Source organism: Pseudomonas sp. TH07 (assembly GCF_016651285.1).
Classification (GTDB): domain Bacteria; phylum Pseudomonadota; class Gammaproteobacteria; order Pseudomonadales; family Pseudomonadaceae; genus Aquipseudomonas.
On sequence record NZ_JAEKED010000001.1, the window covers coordinates 6,515,289 to 6,534,136 of the forward strand.

Annotated in this window: 17 protein-coding genes and 1 pseudogene; 15 read left to right on the forward strand and 3 right to left on the reverse strand. The window is 65.6% G+C overall.

Going from position 1 to position 18,848, the window contains the following annotated elements; translation table 11 throughout:
- Window positions 1-8 precede the first annotated feature (8 nt).
- From JFU57_RS29805 to JFU57_RS29875, 15 genes and pseudogenes are all read left to right on the forward strand, one after another.
- Window positions 9-1,037: a trans-3-hydroxy-L-proline dehydratase gene (locus JFU57_RS29805; protein ID WP_201131737.1), complete on the forward strand. Its 1,029-nt coding sequence runs from the start codon at window positions 9-11 to the stop codon at window positions 1,035-1,037.
- 123 nt (window positions 1,038-1,160) lie between these two features.
- Window positions 1,161-2,078 carry a dihydrodipicolinate synthase family protein gene (locus JFU57_RS29810; protein WP_020296191.1) on the forward strand — a complete coding sequence of 306 codons (918 nt, stop codon included), beginning with the start codon at window positions 1,161-1,163 and terminating at the stop codon, window positions 2,076-2,078.
- Window positions 2,079-2,150: 72 nt separating this feature from the next.
- Window positions 2,151-3,554 (forward strand): fosfomycin efflux MFS transporter AbaF, encoded by a 1,404-nt coding sequence (abaF, locus tag JFU57_RS29815; RefSeq protein ID WP_201131738.1) that lies wholly within the window; start codon window positions 2,151-2,153, stop codon window positions 3,552-3,554.
- A 30-nt stretch (window positions 3,555-3,584) separates the two neighbouring features.
- Window positions 3,585-5,165, forward strand: a complete 1,581-nt coding sequence (locus JFU57_RS29820) for an aldehyde dehydrogenase (NADP(+)) (protein ID WP_078473353.1) — start codon at window positions 3,585-3,587, stop codon at window positions 5,163-5,165.
- A 470-nt stretch (window positions 5,166-5,635) separates the two neighbouring features.
- On the forward strand, window positions 5,636-5,953 hold the full coding sequence (locus JFU57_RS29825; protein ID WP_201131739.1) for a YXWGXW repeat-containing protein: 318 nt from the start codon (window positions 5,636-5,638) through the stop codon (window positions 5,951-5,953).
- 75 nt (window positions 5,954-6,028) lie between these two features.
- Window positions 6,029-6,610, forward strand: coding sequence for an RNA polymerase sigma factor (locus JFU57_RS29830; RefSeq protein ID WP_201131740.1), 582 nt, complete (start codon window positions 6,029-6,031; stop codon window positions 6,608-6,610).
- Window positions 6,607-7,041: a hypothetical protein gene (locus tag JFU57_RS29835; RefSeq protein ID WP_201131741.1), complete on the forward strand. Its 435-nt coding sequence runs from the start codon at window positions 6,607-6,609 to the stop codon at window positions 7,039-7,041. Before JFU57_RS29830 ends, JFU57_RS29835 begins: the two co-directional genes overlap by 4 nt.
- Window positions 7,038-7,520 carry a periplasmic heavy metal sensor gene (locus tag JFU57_RS29840; protein WP_201131742.1) on the forward strand — a complete coding sequence of 161 codons (483 nt, stop codon included), beginning with the start codon at window positions 7,038-7,040 and terminating at the stop codon, window positions 7,518-7,520. Before JFU57_RS29835 ends, JFU57_RS29840 begins: the two co-directional genes overlap by 4 nt.
- Window positions 7,521-7,816: 296 nt before the next feature.
- Window positions 7,817-8,815 carry an EamA family transporter gene (locus JFU57_RS29845; protein WP_201131743.1) on the forward strand — a complete coding sequence of 333 codons (999 nt, stop codon included), beginning with the start codon at window positions 7,817-7,819 and terminating at the stop codon, window positions 8,813-8,815.
- Between the two features lie 130 nt (window positions 8,816-8,945).
- Window positions 8,946-10,103 (forward strand): annotated as a pseudogene (gene ampC, locus JFU57_RS29850) (class C beta-lactamase); the annotation flags it as partial.
- Between the two features lie 356 nt (window positions 10,104-10,459).
- Window positions 10,460-11,179, forward strand: coding sequence for a phosphatidylcholine synthase (gene pcsA / locus JFU57_RS29855; protein ID WP_078473360.1), 720 nt, complete (start codon window positions 10,460-10,462; stop codon window positions 11,177-11,179).
- A gap of 123 nt (window positions 11,180-11,302) precedes the next feature.
- The gene (locus JFU57_RS29860) at window positions 11,303-11,812 is read left to right on the forward strand and encodes a sigma-70 family RNA polymerase sigma factor (protein WP_020296863.1); all 510 of its coding nucleotides are present in this window, start codon (window positions 11,303-11,305) and stop codon (window positions 11,810-11,812) included.
- A 3-nt stretch (window positions 11,813-11,815) separates the two neighbouring features.
- Window positions 11,816-12,769: a FecR domain-containing protein gene (locus JFU57_RS29865; RefSeq protein WP_201131744.1), complete on the forward strand. Its 954-nt coding sequence runs from the start codon at window positions 11,816-11,818 to the stop codon at window positions 12,767-12,769.
- Window positions 12,770-13,045: 276 nt separating this feature from the next.
- Entirely contained in the window at window positions 13,046-15,424 is a 2,379-nt protein-coding gene (locus JFU57_RS29870; RefSeq protein WP_242487445.1) for a TonB-dependent siderophore receptor, read from the forward strand.
- A 265-nt stretch (window positions 15,425-15,689) separates the two neighbouring features.
- Window positions 15,690-16,082, forward strand: a complete 393-nt coding sequence (locus tag JFU57_RS29875; RefSeq protein WP_201131746.1) for a VOC family protein — start codon at window positions 15,690-15,692, stop codon at window positions 16,080-16,082.
- A 10-nt stretch (window positions 16,083-16,092) separates the two neighbouring features.
- Here the strand turns inward: JFU57_RS29875 and JFU57_RS29880 are convergent, their stop codons facing one another.
- The 3 genes from JFU57_RS29880 to JFU57_RS29890 are packed head-to-tail and all read right to left on the reverse strand — an operon-like array spanning window position 16,093 to window position 18,767.
- Window positions 16,093-16,833: a hypothetical protein gene (locus JFU57_RS29880; RefSeq protein ID WP_242487443.1), complete on the reverse strand. Its 741-nt coding sequence runs from the start codon at window positions 16,831-16,833 to the stop codon at window positions 16,093-16,095.
- A 9-nt stretch (window positions 16,834-16,842) separates the two neighbouring features.
- Window positions 16,843-17,214 carry a DUF1801 domain-containing protein gene (locus JFU57_RS29885; RefSeq protein ID WP_201131747.1) on the reverse strand — a complete coding sequence of 124 codons (372 nt, stop codon included), beginning with the start codon at window positions 17,212-17,214 and terminating at the stop codon, window positions 16,843-16,845.
- Window positions 17,211-18,767: a hypothetical protein gene (locus JFU57_RS29890; protein WP_078473366.1), complete on the reverse strand. Its 1,557-nt coding sequence runs from the start codon at window positions 18,765-18,767 to the stop codon at window positions 17,211-17,213. Before JFU57_RS29890 ends, JFU57_RS29885 begins: the two co-directional genes overlap by 4 nt.
- Between the last annotated feature and the right edge of the window lie 81 nt (window positions 18,768-18,848).

Consider the following 18,848-nt stretch of genomic DNA (forward strand, 5'->3'; position numbering starts at 1 on the left):
AGCAGGCAATGCGTTCATCGAAAGTCATTCATGTGGTCAGCTGCCACGCCGAAGGCGAAGTCGGCGATGTGATCGTCGGCGGCGTCGCACCGCCCCCGGGGGCCACGGTGTGGGAGCAATCGCGCTGGATCGCCCAGGACCAGACCCTGCGCAACTTCGTGCTCAACGAGCCGCGAGGCGGTGTGTTCCGCCACGTCAACCTGCTGGTGCCGGCCAAGGACCCACGGGCGCAGATGGGCTGGATCATCATGGAGCCGGCCGACACTCCGCCGATGTCCGGCTCCAACTCGCTGTGCGTGGCCACGGTGCTGCTCGACAGCGGCATCCTGCCGATGACCGAACCGCAGACGCACCTGGTGCTCGAAGCCCCCGGCGGCTTGATCGAAGTCGTGGCCGAGTGCCGCGATGGCAAGGTGCAGCGGGTGGAGGTGAAAAACGTGCCGTCGTTCGCCGACCGTCTGGACGCCTGGATCGAGGTCGAGGGCCTGGGTTCGCTGCAGGTCGACACGGCCTATGGCGGCGACAGCTTTGTGATCGCCGATGCCAAACGCCTGGGCTTTGCCATCCGCCCGGACGAGGCCCGGGAGCTGGTGGAGATCGGCCTGAAAATCACCCGCGCGGCCAACGAACAACTGGGTTTTGTGCACCCGCTGAACCCTGAGTGGTCGCATATTTCGTTCTGCCAGATCGCCGCGCCCATCGTCCATGAGAACGGCGTGGCCACCGGCGCCAACGCGGTGGTGATCCAACCCGGCAAGATCGACCGCTCCCCCACCGGCACCGGTTGTTCGGCACGCATGGCGGTGCTCCAGGCCAAGGGCTTGATGCAGGTGGGCGAGCGCTTTATCGGGCGCTCGATCCTCGGTTCCGAGTTCCATTGCCGCATCGATTCCCTGACCGAAGTGGCCGGGCACCCGGCCATTTACCCGTGCATTTCCGGGCGCGCCTGGATCACCGGCACCCATCAATTGCTGCTCGACCCCAGCGATCCGTGGCCTGAAGGCTACCGGTTGTCGGACACCTGGCCCGGCGCCTGATTTCCAACCCTTTGATTTAACGCGATAAAGCCCGAAATCACGGGCCATTTGCAAAATACTGCTGGCCGACCTTAGGTCTTTCAAATATCGTATACGAAATACAATTAACAACCGGAGACTACTATGAGCAAGCGCATCAACTGGAGTGGCGTTTTCCCCGCGGTGACCACTCAATTCAATGACGACTTCTCCATCAACCTGGAGAAAACCCACCAGGTGATTTCCAACGTGATCCGCGACGGCGTCTCGGGCCTGGTGGTGTGTGGTTCGGTGGGCGAAAACACCTCGCTGACCGCCGAAGAAAAAATCGCCGTGACCGAAGTCGCGGTGGATGCCTCCCGCGGCCGGGTCCCGGTGATCTGCGGCGTGGCCGAATTCACCAGCGTGCAGGCGGCCAAGGTGGCCAACGCCGTGCGCAAGGTCGGGGTGGACGGGGTGATGCTGATGCCGGCCCTGGTCTACGGCTCCAAGCCATTCGAGACCGCCGAGCACTACCGCTACGTGGCCAAGAATGCCGACGTGCCACTGATGGTCTACAACAACCCGCCGATCTACAAAAACGACGTGACCCCGGACATCCTGATTTCCCTGGCCGACTGCGACAACGTGGTGTGCTTCAAGGATTCTTCCGGCGACACCCGGCGTTTTATCGACGTGCGCAATGAAGTCGGCGACCGCTTCGTGCTGTTCGCCGGCCTCGACGACGTGGTCCTGGAAAGCCTGGCGGTGGGTGCCGAGGGCTGGGTCTCGGGCATGTCCAACGTGTTCCCCAAGGAAGGCGAAACCATCTTCCGCCTGGCCAAGGCCGGCCGTTACGAAGAAGCCATGCCGATCTACGAATGGCTGATGCCGATCCTGCACCTCGATGCCCGCCCGGACCTGGTGCAGTGCATCAAACTGTGTGAAGCCATCGCCGGTCGCGGCAGCGCCCTGACCCGTCCGCCACGCCTGGCCTTGCCGCAAGCCGATCGCGAGTTCGTCGAGCGCATCATGGCCAAGGCCCTGGCCAACCGTCCGCATCTGCCGGACGTCGGTCTCTGAGTGGGTGCCGGGCCGGCCTATACGGCCCGGCCCGGCTTGCCCGTTACTGCGCCCCCCACAGGAAACGCCAGCATGTCCACTCTTCCAGCCTCCCCCGCTTCCTCGAACCACACCACTCCATCGGGCCTGAAACGGGTCGTGGCCGCCGCCATGGCCGGTACAGTCGCCGAATGGTATGAATTCTTCCTGTATGGCACCGCCTCGGCCCTGGTCTTCGGCCAGTTGTTCTTCCGCCAGACCGACAGCCCCATCGACGGCATCATCGCCGCCTTCGCCCTCTACGCCGTGGGCTTTCTTGCACGCCCCCTGGGCGGCCTGGTGTTCGGTCACTACGGTGACAAATTCGGCCGCAAGCGCCTGCTGCAACTGAGTTTGGTGGTGGTCGGCATCACCACCTTCCTCATGGGCTGCCTGCCCGGTTTCGACAGCATCGGCTACGCCGCGCCAGTGTTGCTGGTGCTGCTGCGGCTGATCCAGGGCTTCGCCTTTGGCGGTGAATGGGGCGGCGCGATTCTGCTGGTCTCCGAACACTGTCCGGACAACCGTCGCGGCTTCTGGGCCAGTTGGCCCCAGGCCGGGGTTCCGGCCGGCAACCTGGTGGCCACCGTGGCGCTGTTGCTGCTGTCGTCGAACCTGTCCGAAGAACAGTTCCTGTCCTGGGGCTGGCGCGTGGCGTTCTGGTTCTCGGCGGTGGTGGTGCTGATCGGCTACTGGATCCGCACCAGTGTCGATGACGCGCCAATCTTCAAGGAAACCCAGGCCCGCCAGGCCAAAAACAAGGTCCAGCAGCTGGGGGTGGTCGAAGTCCTGCGCCACCACTGGCGGTCGGTGCTGGTGGGGATTGGCGCGCGCTTTGCGGAAAACATCCTGTATTACACCGTGGTCACCTTCTCCATCACCTACCTCAAGCTGGTGGTGCACAAGGACACCACCGAGATCCTGCTGCTGATGTTCGGCGCGCACCTGCTGCACTTTTTCATGATCCCGCTGATGGGCTACCTGTCGGATCTGGTGGGGCGCAAACCGGTGTACCTGACCGGTGCCGTGCTCACCGCGTTCTGGGGCTTTGTCGGCTTTCCGATGATGGACACCGGCAACAACTGGCTGATCATGGCCGCCATCACCCTGGGCCTGGCCATCGAGTCCATGACCTATGCGCCCTACTCGGCGCTGATGGCCGAGCTGTTCCCGACCCACGTGCGCTACACCGCGTTGTCGCTGTGCTACCAGGTGGCGCCGATCTTCGCCGGCTCCCTGGCGCCGCTGATCGCCATCACCCTGCTGAACAAGTACCACAGCTCCACACCCATCGCCTGGTACCTGGTGGGCGCCGCGCTGATCTCCATCGTCGCCGTCGGCCTGACCCGCGAGACCCGGGGCAAGTCGCTGCATCAAGTGGATGCCGAAGCGGCCGTGCGGGTTGCCGCCCACGATGCTGCGCAAACCGCCCCGGGCCGGGGTAATTCGCTGGCCTGAGCCATGAACCCACCACTCAAGGAGCCTTGCATGACCCAGATCATCGGCCACAACTACATCGGCGGCGCCCGCAGCGCCGCCGGCAACCGCACCCTGCACAGCCATGACGCCAGCAGTGGCGAAGCCCTGCCCTACCGCTTTACCCAGGCCACCGAGGCCGAAGTCGATGCCGCCGCTCGCGCCGCAGCGGCGGCCTACCCGGCATTTCGCAGCCTGGCGGCCAGCCGCAGAGCGCAATTTCTGGACGCCATCGCCGAGCAACTGGATGCCCTTGGCGATGATTTCGTGGCCCTGGTGGGTCGCGAAACCGCGCTGCCGGCCGGGCGGATCCAGGGCGAGCGCGGGCGCACCAGCGGCCAGATGCGGCTGTTTGCCGAAGTGCTGCGCCGGGGTGATTTTTACGCCGCGCGGATCGACCGCGCCCTGCCCGAACGCCAGCCGCTGCCCCGGGTCGACCTGCGCCAATGCCGCATGGGCGTCGGCCCGGTGGCGGTGTTTGGCGCCAGCAACTTCCCCCTCGCCTTCTCCACCGCCGGCGGCGATACCGCTGCCGCGCTCGCCGCGGGCTGCCCGGTGGTGTTCAAGGCCCACAGCGGCCATATGGCCACGGCCGAGTGGGTGGCCGATGCGATACTGCGCGCCGCCGAACAGACCGGCATGCCGCCGGGGGTGTTCAACATGATCTATGGCGCCGGGGTCGGCGAGGCCCTGGTCAAGCACCCGGCGATCCAGGCCGTGGGCTTTACCGGTTCGCTCAAGGGTGGAAGGGCCCTGTGCGACATGGCCGCCGCCCGGCCGCAGCCGATCCCGGTGTTTGCCGAGATGAGCAGCATCAACCCGGTACTGGTACTGCCGGAAGCGTTGCGGGTGCGCGGTGAGAAAATCGCCGCCGAACTGACGGCTTCAGTGGTCCAGGGCTGTGGTCAGTTCTGTACCAACCCGGGGTTGGTGCTGGGCCTGCGCAGCGCGCAGTTCAGCGCATTCAGCGAACGCCTCGCGGCGTTGCTGGGGGAACAGCCGGCGCAGACCATGCTCAACGCCGGAACCCTGGCCAGTTACGCCAAAGGCGTGGCAGCGCTGCATGAGCATCCGCGCATCCAGCACCTGTCCGGGCGTGAGCAACAGGGGCCACAGGCGCAGCCGCAGTTGTTCAAGGCCGATGTCAGCCTGTTGCTGGAGGGTGACCCGTTGTTGCAGGAAGAGGTGTTCGGCCCGGCCACGGTGCTGGTGGAAGTGGCGGACATGGCGCAACTGCAACAGGCCTTGCAGGCCCTGCACGGGCAACTGACGGCGACCCTGATTGGCGAGGCCGATGAGTTGCAAGGCCATGGCGAGCTGCTGGCGCTGCTGGAACAGAAGGTCGGCCGGGTGCTATTCAACGGCTACCCGACCGGGGTCGAAGTCTGTGATGCGATGGTCCATGGCGGCCCTTACCCGGCCACCTCGGATGCCCGCGGAACCTCGGTCGGCAGCCTGGCCATCGAGCGCTTCCTGCGCCCGGTGTGCTACCAGAACTGCCCCGACGCCCTGCTCCCCGAAGCCCTGCAAAACGCCAACCCCTTGCACCTCAACCGCCTGATCGACGGCCAAAACAGCCGCAGCGCCGTGTAACCGCAGCCTGGCGGCAGCGGCTACAGCGTTCGGCTTCCGCCTGTAGCCTCTGCCGCCAGGCTCGGCTACAGGTGCTGTTCCTTCTCTCAACGGTGGTAGCCATACCCATAACGCCAGCAGCATGGATGAGGGTGGCCGTAGAAGACGCAGCCGTTGAGGGTCAACAGCACCGCGACACAGGCGAGCAATTTAAGACAGCGGGACATGGAAAATTCCTCATGGGTTCAATGGCGGTAGCCGTGCAGCAAGCCAGGAACGGCAACAACGCTCTCTGCCCTGGTAACCCTTGAACGGGGGCAGTGCCCGGGATCCGTCGGCCACTGCCGAGATTTTTCCTGCCGCCGAGGGCCCGCCATGCAATGGGCGGCTTGGTGAAAAAAAACAGCGTGGCTCGCGACGGATCTTTTCCCTATCTATCGTTCAACCCATCAGCTGCGTTCATTGGCGAACGCAGGCCTGAAGGAGTTGCCATGAAGCTTGCCCGCCCCCTGCTTGCGTTACGCCATGCCTTGCTGATTCCGCTGGCACTCATGGCCCTGGCGAGTGCCCCGTCCTATGCCCAGACCGAGGTCATCATTCGCCAGGCGCCGCCGCCCATGCAGTACGAGCGCATGCCCGGGCCACGCCCCGGCTACGCCTGGGATCGCGGGCATTGGCGCTGGAGCGGTCGCGGTTATGTCTGGGCTCCCGGCTATTGGCAGCCGATGCGCGGCGCGCGCTGGATACCCGGCCACTGGCAGGCGCGCGGGCCGAACTGGTACTGGAAAGAAGGCCATTGGGTGCGCTGAGCCTGTGACCGGCGCCTGGCCCCCGTGCCCCGCGCCAGCCCCTGCTACCCGGCCAACGCACCGAGAACCGCCGATTTGAACGAACCTGATCCGGACATCGAGTTGTTGACCCGCATCGGCAACAACGAACCCCAGGCTGTCGATGAAATGGTGTCGCGCAAGCTGCCGCGCCTGCTGGCCCTGGCCGGGCGCCTGCTGGGTGACGCCGATGAAGCCCGGGACGTGGCCCAGGAAAGCTTTCTACGGATCTGGAAACACGCCGCCAGCTGGCGCGCCGGCCAGGCACGTTTCGACACCTGGCTGCACCGGGTGGCCTTGAACCTGTGCTACGACCACCTGCGGCGGCGCAAGGAACGGCCCTGGGCCGACGCCGACGAACTGCTCGAAGTGATCGACCCGGCGCCGCGCCCCGAGGAGCAACTGGAGGCCAGCGCCCGCAGCACGCAAATGGAAGCGGCCCTGGCTGCGCTACCCGAGCGCCAGCGCGAAGCCATCGTGCTGCAGTACTACCAGGAGCTTTCGAACATTGAGGCCGCGGCGCTGATGAACATCAGCGTCGATGCCCTGGAAAGCCTGCTCTCGCGGGCCCGGCGCAACCTGCGCAGCTACCTTGCCGAACCATCCGGTACTGCCGACCTAGGAAGGGGAAAACCATGACGCCCGAACGCTTTGGTCACTTAGCCGACGCCTACGGTGCCGACTTGCGACGCTGGCCCGTCGCCGAACAAGCCGCAGCCCAGGCCCTGCTTGCCAGCGGCGCGGGCCCGATGCAGGACGCCTTGCGCCAGGCCCGCGAGCTCGACCAGTGGCTCGACAGCCATCAACTGGCGCCCTCCCCTGCGGGCCTGGCCCACCAGATCGCGGCCAGTGCGCCCCGGCCTCGACCGCGCTCGTTCTGGCAGCGCTATGCAGGCTGGCTGTCGCCGGCGGGATTTGTCGGGGTCGGCCTGGCGGGGATCGGCGCCGGGATGCTGGTGGTGTCCCTGAGCCTGCCATTGCACAGCTCGCCCGAAGCCCTGCCGAGCATCTTCGAACAGAGCGATGCCGAGATCATTCTGAGTACCCCAGCCGAGGAGATCGAACAGTGACCCAGCCCAACAAGCCCCTGAAAACCCTGCTGGTGGTGTCGCTGCTGCTCAACGTATTCCTGGTGGGCGGCCTGGCCGGTGGCCTCTACCAATGGCTGGGGCACAACCGGGCGCAACCCCTGGCCGTGGCGGAGCCCCAGCACGGCCTGCGCAAGGCCCTGGTGCAACTGCCGGATGTCAGCCGCCAGCAACTGCGCCAATTGCTGCGCCAGACCCGCATCGACAGCCAACCGTTGCTCCTGGCCGGGCGCCAGGCGCGGCTGGATGTGGTCGAGCGCCTGCAGCAACCGACCCTCGACCGCAATGCCCTGGACGCCGACCTGGGACGCGCTCGGGAAGCCGACAGCGCGCTGCGGGCCCGGGTCGAAACCGCCCTCGCCGACTTTGCCGGCAGCCTCAGCCTGGAAGACCGGCAGAAGCTCGCCGACTCGCTGTACGTGCGCGGCCAGGGCAAGGCTCGTCCAGGCAACAAGCACTAAGGCGCCGGTGCTATCCGGCGCCGGCGTTTGATCCAGGCCCGACCGTTTATGGAGTCGCCGTGGTCGAGAGTCAGTCATACGACCTCATGACTGATTTGCACGACAGCGGTCGCCCGAGACGTCCTCCCGAACACCTCCTTACTCCCCCCGCATTGCAATCCCTTGGCGACTACAGGGTTGTCTCCCCTGGACGATTGCGGTACAAAGCCCAAGCCAAGTTGTACGACAACATAATAAAAAACCACTCCGTCCGGCTTCAGCCCTGACCCGGCTCCCCGCGTTCGAGACTCACTGCCATGTCCCTGCCCACTGCCTCGCCTGCTGCTCCCGTCGCCTTTTCCCGTCCACTCGCGGTGCTGATCCTGCTGTGCATGGGCTGTGCCTTCGCCGGCAACCATGTGGCGGCGCGGGTCGCCTTTGACGATGGGGCCGGGGTGCTGCTGGCGATTCTACTGCGCTCGGGCGGGACCTTGCTGGTGCTGGCCGGCCTGGTGCTGTGGCAGCGCCAGAGCATTCGCCTGGCCCCAGGCGCCTGGCGCTGGCAATTGCTGCTGGGGCTGCTGATCGCGGCCCAGAGCCTGTGCCTGTATTCGGCGGTGGCACGGGTGCCGGTGGCCCTGGCGCTGCTGGTGGCCAACGTCTTCCCGATCCTGCTGGCGCTGCTCACCTGGGCCCTCGGCGGCCCGCGCCCTACCGCACGCACGGCGGCGCTGATGGCGATGATCCTGGTGGGGCTGGTGCTGGTGCTCGACGTGCCGGGGCGCCTGGCGGCCAGCACCGAGGTCGGCCCGCAATGGCTGCTGGGGGTGGGCCTGGCGTTCTGCGCCGCCAGCGTCTTTGCCTGCGCGCTGTGGATCACCGATCACCGGCTGTCCCAGGTGCGCGGCTCGGTGCGCAGCCTGCTGACGATCCTGGTGGTGTTCAGCAGCGTCAACCTGGCCGGCCTCAGCGGCGCCCTGCCAGGCGGCCTCGACCTGCCGCAAAGCAGCACCGGCTGGCTGGCACTGGCGACCCTGGTGGTGCTGTATGGCACCGGTTTTATCGTGCTGTTCATGTCGGTGCCGCGCCTGGACATGCCGCGCAATGCCCCGGTGATGAACATCGAACCCCTGGCCACCTTGCTGATGGGCTGGCTGGTGCTGGACCAGATGCTCAATGCCGGGCAGATCCTGGGCGGCGCCATCGTGGTCGGCGGCATTGTGCTGCTGACCTGGCGCAAGGCCCAGCCGACCCCCGTCGTTGCCCCTCAGCCACGCGCCGGTGCGGTGCGCAACGAGGTGGCGCAGGGCGACTGACGGCCACGGAGCATGGCGGCTGCAGGGTGTTGCCCAGGGACGGTGCAGGTTATGCTCGTCGCCCGACCCGCCACAGGGGCCTGGCGCGCTTTGCGGCCAACCCCTCGAACATCACGGAAAAACAGCAATCATGGGCGAAAAAACCCGAATCACCCTGGCCGCCCTCGGCACCTGCGTCGCCCTGCTGGGCACTGGCCACTGCCTGGCCGCCGCCCCCGACGCGCATCAGCTCAAGGCCTTGGTCGATGCCACGATCAAACCGGTGATGCAGGCCCAGGACATCCCTGGCATGGCAGTCGCCATCAGCATCGACGGCCAGGCCCACTACTTCAATTACGGCGTGGCCTCCAGGGAGAACCGGCAGGCGGTGAGCAACAGCACCCTGTTCGAGATCGGCTCCCTGAGCAAGACCTTCACCGCAACACTCGGCGCCTACGCCCAGGCCACTGGCAAACTGACCCTGAGCGACGCCGCCAGCCAATACCTGCCGGCGTTGCGCGGTAGCGCGCTGGAGCACATCAGCCTGTTGCAACTGGCGACCTACAGTGCCGGCGGCCTGCCGTTGCAGTTCCCGGACGACGTCAAAAGCGCCGAGCAAACCCTGGACTACTACAACACCTGGAAACCGACCTATCCCCCCGGCAGCCAGCGCCTGTATTCCAACCCGAGCATCGGCCTGTTCGGCTACCTGGCGGCACGCAGCCTGGGCCAGCCGTTCGAGACCCTGATGAGCAATACCCTGCTGCCCAAGCTCGGGCTCAAGCACAGCTACCTCCAGGTTCCGCAGGACCAGCAGCACCTGTACGCCCAGGGCTACACCCAGGCCAACCAGCCGATCCGGGTCGGCGCCGGCCCGCTGGACGCCGAAGCCTACGGCATGAAGACCAGCTCCAGCGATCTGCTGAGCTTCGTCCAGAGCAACCTGCAACCCGAACCACTGGAACCGGCGTTGCAGCAGGCGATCGCCCTCACCCACAGCGGCTACTACCGGGTCGCTGACATGACCCAGGGCCTGGGCTGGGAGATGTACGCCTACCCGATCAGCGAGCAGAAGCTGGTGGAAGGCAATTCATCAGCGATGGCCTTGCAACCCCACGCCGTCAAATGGTTGAACCCGGTGCAAGCACCCCAGGCACAGATGCTGCTCAACAAAACCGGTTCCACCAACGGTTTCGGGGCCTACGCGGCCTTCGTTCCCGGGCAGCACATCGGCATCGTGATACTGGCCAATAAAAACTACCCCAACGCCGAACGGGTCAAGGCTGCGCGCACCATTCTTCAGGCGTTGCAGGCCAAACCCGAGGCCACCACAACGTCCGGTAGCCGCTGCCGAGGCACAAGGCTGCGCTGGCCGGTATGGGCGCCGTGTTTTATCGGATGTACCGGGCGTCGGTGAGGGCCAGCGTCCGAACGCGGCCCTAGCCTTCGGCAGCGGCAACGGAGATTCGGGCAGGCCCTCGCCACGAGGGAATGGGATGCGCGGCTTTGGCCTATCAAAAGTCGTTCACCGCGCACGGCGATTTCTCACTAAACTGCGCTGAACCTTATCGTCCAATGTCCGGTCGATAGTTGCACCCTGGCCTGGGCCGTGGCGACCTTGTCGACGAGGATCGTTGGCCTGCACTACTTCCTGGAGAACCTCCCGTGATATCGACTCTACACATCGCCAGGCTCAAAGCATGGGGCGCCCATGGGTTCACCGCGACCGGCGTGGTAACGGCCTTTCTCGCCACCCTCGCGCTGTTCGACAACCAGCCCAAAGCCTGCCTGATCTGGCTGGGCGTGGCGCTGCTGGTGGACGGGGTCGACGGCTCGCTGGCGCGCAAGGTCAACACCCAGTCGGTGCTGCCCAATATCGACGGTTCGGTACTGGACCTGGTGATCGACTACCTGACCTATGTGTTTATCCCCGCGCTGTTTATCTACCGCTACATCGCCCTGCCCGACTACACGCCGCTGCTGGCCACCTCGCTGATCCTGGTGTCGTCACTGTTCTGCTTCTGCAACGTCAACATGAAAAGCAAGGACAACTACTTCCAGGGCTTCCCCGCCGCCTGGAACGTGGTCGCGCTGTGCCTGTACATCATCGCCCCACCGGCCTGGCTGACGCTGCTGAGCATCATCGGCCTGGCCCTGCTGACGTTGTCGCGAATGAAGTTCCTGCACCCGTTCCGCGTGCGGCGCTTTATGCCGATCAATATCGCCGTGACCTTTATCTGGCTGTTGTGCAGCCTGCTGCTGGTACTGCGCCACCCGGATGAAAGCCCGGCGGTGATGGTGGTGTGGCTGGCGATGTCGGCGTACTTCCTGGGTATCTGCCTGTGGCGCAGCTCGGTGGAATGGCTGGACCGCTCCCGCAGCTAAACCTTCCCGCCTCCCCCTGGCGCTCGCTGCAATCGTGCAACGGGCGCGGTTGAATCTTGCCAAACCATTGCACCTGCAAGAAAATGAGATGCATTATCAAATGCCTCCGCAATGGTCCCGCCCATGTCGCCCCCCGATCTCTCGCAGCAACACGCCGTGCACACGCTTTACCAGGAGCACCATTCATGGCTGTGCGGCTGGCTGCGCAAGAAGCTTGGCTGCGTGGAGAACGCCGCCGACCTGGCCCAGGACACGTTCGTGCGCGTCATGACCCAGCGCAAGGCGCCGGAGTTGCGCGAGCCGCGGGCCTACCTGAGCACCGTCGCACGCAGCCTGATGATCGACATGTTCCGCCGCCGAGGCCTGGAGCAGGCCTACCTCGAAGCGTTGATGGCGCTGCCCGAGCCGGTGGATATCTCGCCGGAAACCCGGGCCTTGATCATCGAGACCCTGGTGCGCATCGACACCCTGCTCGACGGCCTGGGCGGGCGCACCCGAGAGATCTTCCTGCTGGCCCAGCTCGACGGCCTGAGCTATGTGGAGATCGGCCGCCGCCTGCAGGTTTCGGTCAACACCGTGAAAAAACACGCGGTCCGCGCCCTGACCCACTGCCTGCTGGCACTGGAGGACTGAGCCATGGCGCAGCCGCAAGCACTCGACTACGCCACCCTGGAAGCCGCCGCCCGCTGGTACGTCGACCTGCGCTGCGAAGCCCGCAGCGAGGCACTGCACGAAGCCCACCGGCGCTGGCTGGAACATGACCCGCGCCACGTGCTGGCCTGGGAGCGCATGGGCCGTTTGCAGGCCACCTTCGACCAGGCACCCGCGGGCCTGGCGCGCCCGGCCTTGAACGGTGCCCGGGCCAAACGCCGCGAAGTGCTCAAGCTGCTGTCGCTGCTGCTGGCCAGCGGCTGCGCGGGCACCCTGGCCTGGCGCACCACGCCCCTGCCGACCCTGGTGGCCGACCAGCGCACCGCCACCGGCGAGCGCCGACGGGTGCGCCTGGACGATGGCAGCCAACTGCAACTGAACACCGCCACCGCACTGAATATCCGCTACAGCGCCAACCTGCGGGAACTGCAGTTGCTCAGCGGGGAAATCCTCATCGAGACCGCCCGCGACGCACTGGCGCGGCCGTTTGTGGTGCACACCGCCCAGGGCAGCGTGCGCGCCCTGGGCACGCGTTTTATCGTGCGCAGCGAGGCCGGGACCAGCTCGGTGAGCGTGCAGCAGCATGCAGTGGAGGTACGCCCCGCCGACCTTCCGGGCGCCGTGCTGCGGGTCGAGGCCGGGCAGCAGTTGAGCTTTGCCGATGACCGCCTGGGCACGCTGCAACCGGCGGCGCCCTATGCCGATGCCTGGACCCGCGACATGCTGCTGGTCAGCGACCGCAGCCTCGGCGAATTCATTGCCGAACTGCAACGCTACCGCCCGGGCCACCTTGGCTGCGACCCGGCCGTGGCGGCACTGCGGATTTCCGGGACCTTCCAGTTGCGCGATCTCGACACCGTGCTCGATAACCTGACCACCACCCTGCCAGTGCGCATCAGTCGCTTCAGCCGCTACTGGACCCAGGTCGAACCGGCCTGAAGCGGCCCGTCTACCGCGCCCCTCTACCCCCGGACAAAAAAGCCGAAAGTTTTTTCGGCTCAGGGGTTGTTGATTTTTATTCTCATGCGACTTGCTAGGTAGAGGCGCACATACGCCGCCATCCACTGCCAATGGGCGAAAGGAAACCGCATGTCCCCTAGCAAGCCGACTCCCTCGTGTCACCCCCACCCCCACAGCCAGCGCTCTGCCCTTGAACTTCCGGCGCGCGCCCTGCGCCGCAGCCTGCTGGGCCTGGCCCTGAGCACCCCGCTGGCGATGCTGGCGCTGACCACCAGTGCCTGGGCGCAAACCACGGGCGAGTTGGAGTTCGATATTCCCGCCGGCGCCCTGGATGTGGCCCTGGCCAAGTTCGCCGCCACGGCGGGGGTGACGGTGTCCTTCGAACCGGCCTCGGCCCAGGGTCGGCAGACGGCTGGCCTGCACGGGCGCTTCGCCTCGGACGCGGCCCTGCAACAATTGCTGGCCGGCAGCCGGTTGCAGGCGGTGCGCCAGGCCAATGGCAGCTACTCCTTGCTGCCGGTGAGCCAGGACGGCAGCCCTCTGCAACTGGACGTCACGAGTATTTCCGGCAAGGCCGCCGAATCGGCCTGGGGCCCGGTGGACGGTTATGTTGCCACCCGCAGCGCCACCGGGACCAAGACCGACACCCCGCTGCTGGAAATCCCCCAGGCCATCAACGTGGTCACCGCCGACCAGGTCCAGACCCAGGGCGCGCGCAACCTGACCCAGGCCCTGCGCTATACCCCGGGCCTGGCGGTGAACGGTTTTACCGACCGCAACAACATTGCCGACGAGATCACCAGCCGCGGTTTCGCCCCGACCCCGCTGTACCTCGACGGCGCCTACCTGCCCTACGCCGGCAGCCTCGGCGGTGCGCCGCAGATCGACCCCTATACCCTGGAACGGATCGAAGTGCTCAAGGGCCCGTCATCGGTGCTCTATGGGCAGAACCAGCCCGGCGGCCTGATCAACATGGTGTCCAAGCGCCCCACCAGCGAGCAGCGCAACCAGGTCAAGCTGGGCGTCGGCAGCTACCACCGGGTCAATGGTGCGTTCGACCTCAGCGGCCCGCTGGATGAACAGAAACAGTTTTCCTATCGCCTGGTCGGTCTGAGCAAGAAAGGCAACGACCAACTGGACCACACCAACAGCCAACGCAGCCTGCTGGCGCCGAGCCTGACCTGGAACCCCAACGACGCCACCAGCCTTACGCTGTATGCCCAGGCCCAGCGCGATGACGGCCTGGCCGACTACCAGGCGCTACCGGCCATTGGCTCGCTGACGCGCGGGCCCAACGGCAAGAAAATCGACCGTGACCTGTTTCTCGGCGACTCCCATTACAACAACTACAAGCGCGACCAGTACGTGCTCGGCTATGACTTCAGCCACGCGTTCAGCGACGACCTGAAATACCGCCAGACCGCGCGCTATATCGACACTCGCGACGCTTACCGGGGCTTCTACCTCAGCCGTTTCGTGGTCAACGGCGGCGTCACCGACTACACCCAGGCCACCCGCACCAAACTCGACTGGCAACAGCACAACAGTGCCTACACCCTCGATAACAACCTGGAGTACCACTTCAATACCGGCCCCCTGGAACACACCACGCTGGTGGGCCTGGACTACCGCAACTTCAACCGCAAGTACACCGGCTACAACGCCTACGGTGTGCTGCCGATCAACCTCTACGGACAGAACAACAACTACAACACCGACAGTGTGACCCCAAGCCTGACCACCCAGTGGGACAACACCATCCGCCAGACCGGCCTCTACGCCCAGGACCAGATCAAGCTCGATCAGTGGATCCTCACCGTGGGTGGGCGCAAGGACTGGGCCGAAGTGGAAAACAAGGACCTGCTGGCCCACTCCATCGTCGAGCAGAAGGACCAGAAGTTCACCGGCCGCGTCGGCCTGACCTACCTCACCGACTTTGGCCTGGCGCCCTACGTCAGCTACTCGCAGTCGTTCCTGCCGACCATCGGCACCAGCGCCCCGGACCGCGGCGGCCAGCCCTTCAAGCCGACCGAGGGCGAACAGTATGAAGTCGGGGTGAAATACCAGCCGTACGACAAGACCCTGATGACCGCCTCGGTGTTCCAGATCACCCAGAAAAACGTCAAGACCGGCGACCTCGACTACCCCGAGTACGAGATCCAGGACGGCGAAGTGCGCTCGCGCGGGGTGGAGCTGGAGCTCAAGTCCAGCATCGACAACATCGACATCCTGGCCGCCGCGACCTACATCGACGCGTTCTACACCAAGACCAATTACCCCTCCGACAAGGGCAACCGCAGCGAGGCCCAGGCCCCGGTCTCGGCCACCTTGTGGGGCAACTACCACTTCACCCGGGCGTTGCTCAACGGCCTGACTGTGGGCCTGGGTGCGCGCTACACCGGGAAGAAACCCGCCGACTCGGCCAACAGCTTCACTACCCCGTCCTTTGTGGTCTACGACAGCACCATCAGCTACGACATGGGCAAGCTGACGCCGAGCCTGCGCGGCTTGCAGACCAGCCTTAACGTGCAGAACCTGTTCGACCGCGAGTACATCTCGGACTGCAACTACTCGTTTGGCTGCTACTACGGCCAGGAACGCGTGGCCTCCCTGGAAATGACCTACGACTGGTAAACCACGGGTTTCAACGACGCGGCAAGGGTGTCAGCATGGCCTCCTTGCCTCATGCCAGCCAGTTAAGGGCAAGCACTGTCATTGTGGCGAGGGAGCTTGCTCCCGCTGGGCCGTGTAGCGGCCCCAAAAATGGGACTGCTACGCCCCGGAGCCCCGGCCGGCACCACGGGAGCAAGCTCCCTCGCCACAGGTCATGTTTCGTTCGCTCTAGCGCTTAACTGATCGGCATTAGCCCCCTTGCCGCTGTCATTTCAGGAGAAGCCCCATGCTGTCCCATGTATTTATCGGCGTGAACCAGTTCGAAAGCGCCCTGGCGTTTTATCAGCCACTGATGGCGGCGCTGGGCCTGGAAGTGAAGTTTGTCGATCACCAACACCCCTGGGCCGGCTGGAAACACCCCGAGCACGAGCGGCCACTGTTCGTTATCGGCCGGCCGTTCGACGGTGAACCGGCTGCTCCCGGCAACGGCCAGATGTTTGCCCTGCTGGCCGCCGACCGCGCCACCGTCGACCGCGCACACGCCCTGGCCCTGAGCCTCGGCGCCCACTGCGAAGGCCCGCCGGGCCTGCGCCCGCACTACCACGCCGAGTACTACGGCAGCTATTTGCGCGACCCCGAGGGCAACAAGCTGTGCCTGGTGTGCCACCACGACCGCTGAGGGTTGGCGGCTACTGCGGGAACAACTCGATATGGCCTTCGACCAGGGCCAGCAGCGCCGCGTCCAGGCTTGACCGCAGGCGCTGGTAGGTCTGCTCGCAGGCGGCGAACAGCGGGTCCTGGCTGATGTTTGATACGGGATCAGGCTGCTGCTCCCGCATCTGGCGCTGGCGCAGGTCGGCCTGTTCCAGGGCAGTCGCCAGCTCATCGAGTTGCAACCGACGCAGCTCGGCCAGCACCAGGGGCAGATGGAAGTACAGGGCACAGTCGAAGCCTTCCCACTCTTCGTAACTGAGCCATTCATGCAGGGTCATAAAGCTGCGCAAGGGCACTGGCAGCGCCTGCAACTGATCCAGGCACAACCAGTACTCGCGCTTGAGGCCATGCACCGTTTCGACGGCGCCGGCGATCAGGCCCAGGGCCCGATCCGGGTCGCGGTGATGGGTCCGCAGCATGCGCTGGGTCAGGCTGAAACGCGCTTCCTCCAGGGCCACCAGGGCCCGCGGCAACTCGTAGCCAGCCGCACGCAGGTACGCCTCGGCTTGTGCGGCAGGCAAGCCTGACTGAGCCACCAGATGTTGCACGGTCTCGGCCCGGAAGCGCTCGGCGGCCAAGGCCACATCGCCGGCACAATGTTGCAGCAGGGTCCGTGCATGGCGCACGCCCACCGGCACCGCCTGGCGCAGTTGCTGCAATGCCTGGAGTTGGGTGCTGTCCATCGCTCTGTCGGCCTCGTTATCGGATGCAGTCATGGGCCCGCCCTAGCCCGCCAGTTGCCAGGCCTGGGCCAGGAAGTCGGCCAGCCGTGAGTCCCGGGCGTCATCCAGGGTGCGCACCTTGCGATGCCGGCGAAACTTGCCGCCGCCCTCCAGCAACTGTTCCGGGTCTTGCAACAGATAGCCCTGGCTGAACTCCAGCGTCACATGCTCGCGGTAGGCATAAATGCCGCAGAACGGCTGCGCCTGGCTGAACAGGATGCCGCCGTACTTCACCGTTTCACTGGCCATCGGGCACACCTTCAGCACCTGTTCCCGCAGGCATTCCACCAGGGCCAGCAGCTCGGGCTGGGCCAGGCGCAAGTCATGCAGCAGGGCCTGCAGCGGATCCTGGGGCAAGTCGGTGTCCTTGTTCATCGAGCCCCCGGCTCCACAAAAAGCGGCGCGCCGTAGCGCTTGAACGAGCGCGTGGAAGATTCCCCGACCTGGTGCCACCAACTGAGTTCCATGGCACCCCGGGCGTCCATGCGCGTGGCGATTCTTTCGGCAATCAGCGGCTCGCCGTCGAACTGCCGGACCACCGTCAGCGGCGGGCTCCAGCTCTGCTTGTCGGCGCTGAAGCGGGTGACTTGCACCTCATCCATCGGTGCGCTGCCAGGCCGTGAGCCCGAGGCGTTCCAATACCCGATCAGGTTCCAGACCAGCATGATATTGCCCGCTGCATCGACCTCGGGCGTGGTGAAAAACGGGGTCTGCCAGCGCTGCAGAGACGCCAGGGTCAGGGGCGCGCTCCAGGCCTGGCGCGCCGCCTCATAGCGGGTGACCTGGATGCCCGCTTCCGGGCTGTTCCAGAGCGTCACCGCATTGCCCGCCGGGTCCATGGCCAGGGGTGGAAAACCGTCGAGGTTGCTGCGCTCGCGCTGTGGGTCATCGAGCTGGGTCTGCTGCCATTTGTCCGTACGCGGGGTGTAGTGGGCAGAAAACAGGCCGTCGGTCTGATACCACAGCACCGCCACATCGCCACGCCGGGCGCCCGCCACTACCGGTCGGCCCACCATGTAGTCGGACGTCGCGAGCGATCGCGGGCGGCTCCATTGCTTGGCTTGCGGGTCGTAGCGCGCCACCAGCAACGATGCCTCGAACGAGCGGGAAAACAGAAACGACTTCACACTTTGCTGACGCCAGGCGAGCGTGGCGAAACCGGAATCATCCACCACCAGCCGCTGCGCATCGACGCCGTAGGAGCGACTGCCGATATCGCGATTGACCTTTTGCGGTTCGCTCCAGGTCTGCTGCCGGGCGTCATAGCGGGTACTGCGCAGCTCATGGGGGATGGGCGAACCCGGGGTCGCTGAGCCTCGGGGCTGCTGGTCCCAGGCCACGAACACATTGCCCTGGGCGTCGATGCCGGTCACCGGGCCGATGGACTTGTTGGTCGTGTCCCCCGGGTAGTTTCGATCCAGGCGCAACGGCGCGCCCCAACGCCCGCTGTCGGCCTGGTAGCGCACGCTGAGCACGGTATTGCCGATCTCGCTCTCGGGGCTCCAGACCACGGTCAGGTTGCCTTGCCCGTCGGCCACCAGCGAAGGCGCGAACACATGGAAGCGTTCGTTGCCCTGGGCCAGGATGGTCTGCTCATCGCTCAAGCGGCGGCTGCCGGCCTCATAGCGCGCGGTCTTGAGCAGAAAACGCGCACCGCTTTCAGGGAACTCGAACCAGACCACCATGACCTTGCCATCGCCACCGAGCGGCGACTGGTACTGGAACTGACGCGAATAGTCGCCGTGGCCGACCTGCTCGCTCCAGCCTTGGCCGGCTGTCTGTGCCTGCATGGACACCGGGGTCGGGCGCGGCGCGGGGGGCGACTGTTCACTGGCCTGGAGCGCCGCCGGCAAACAACAGCTCAACAGGCCCAGCAACATCGGCAGGGCGGCTCTGGCCGAGGCCCGGTAGGGTGCGATTCCTTTCACTTGAACATCCTGTCTGAGGGGGGGCACCGATAACGACCGTCATCCGCGCGCCGAGGGATTCTCCTGAAGTCGGGGGCAAGA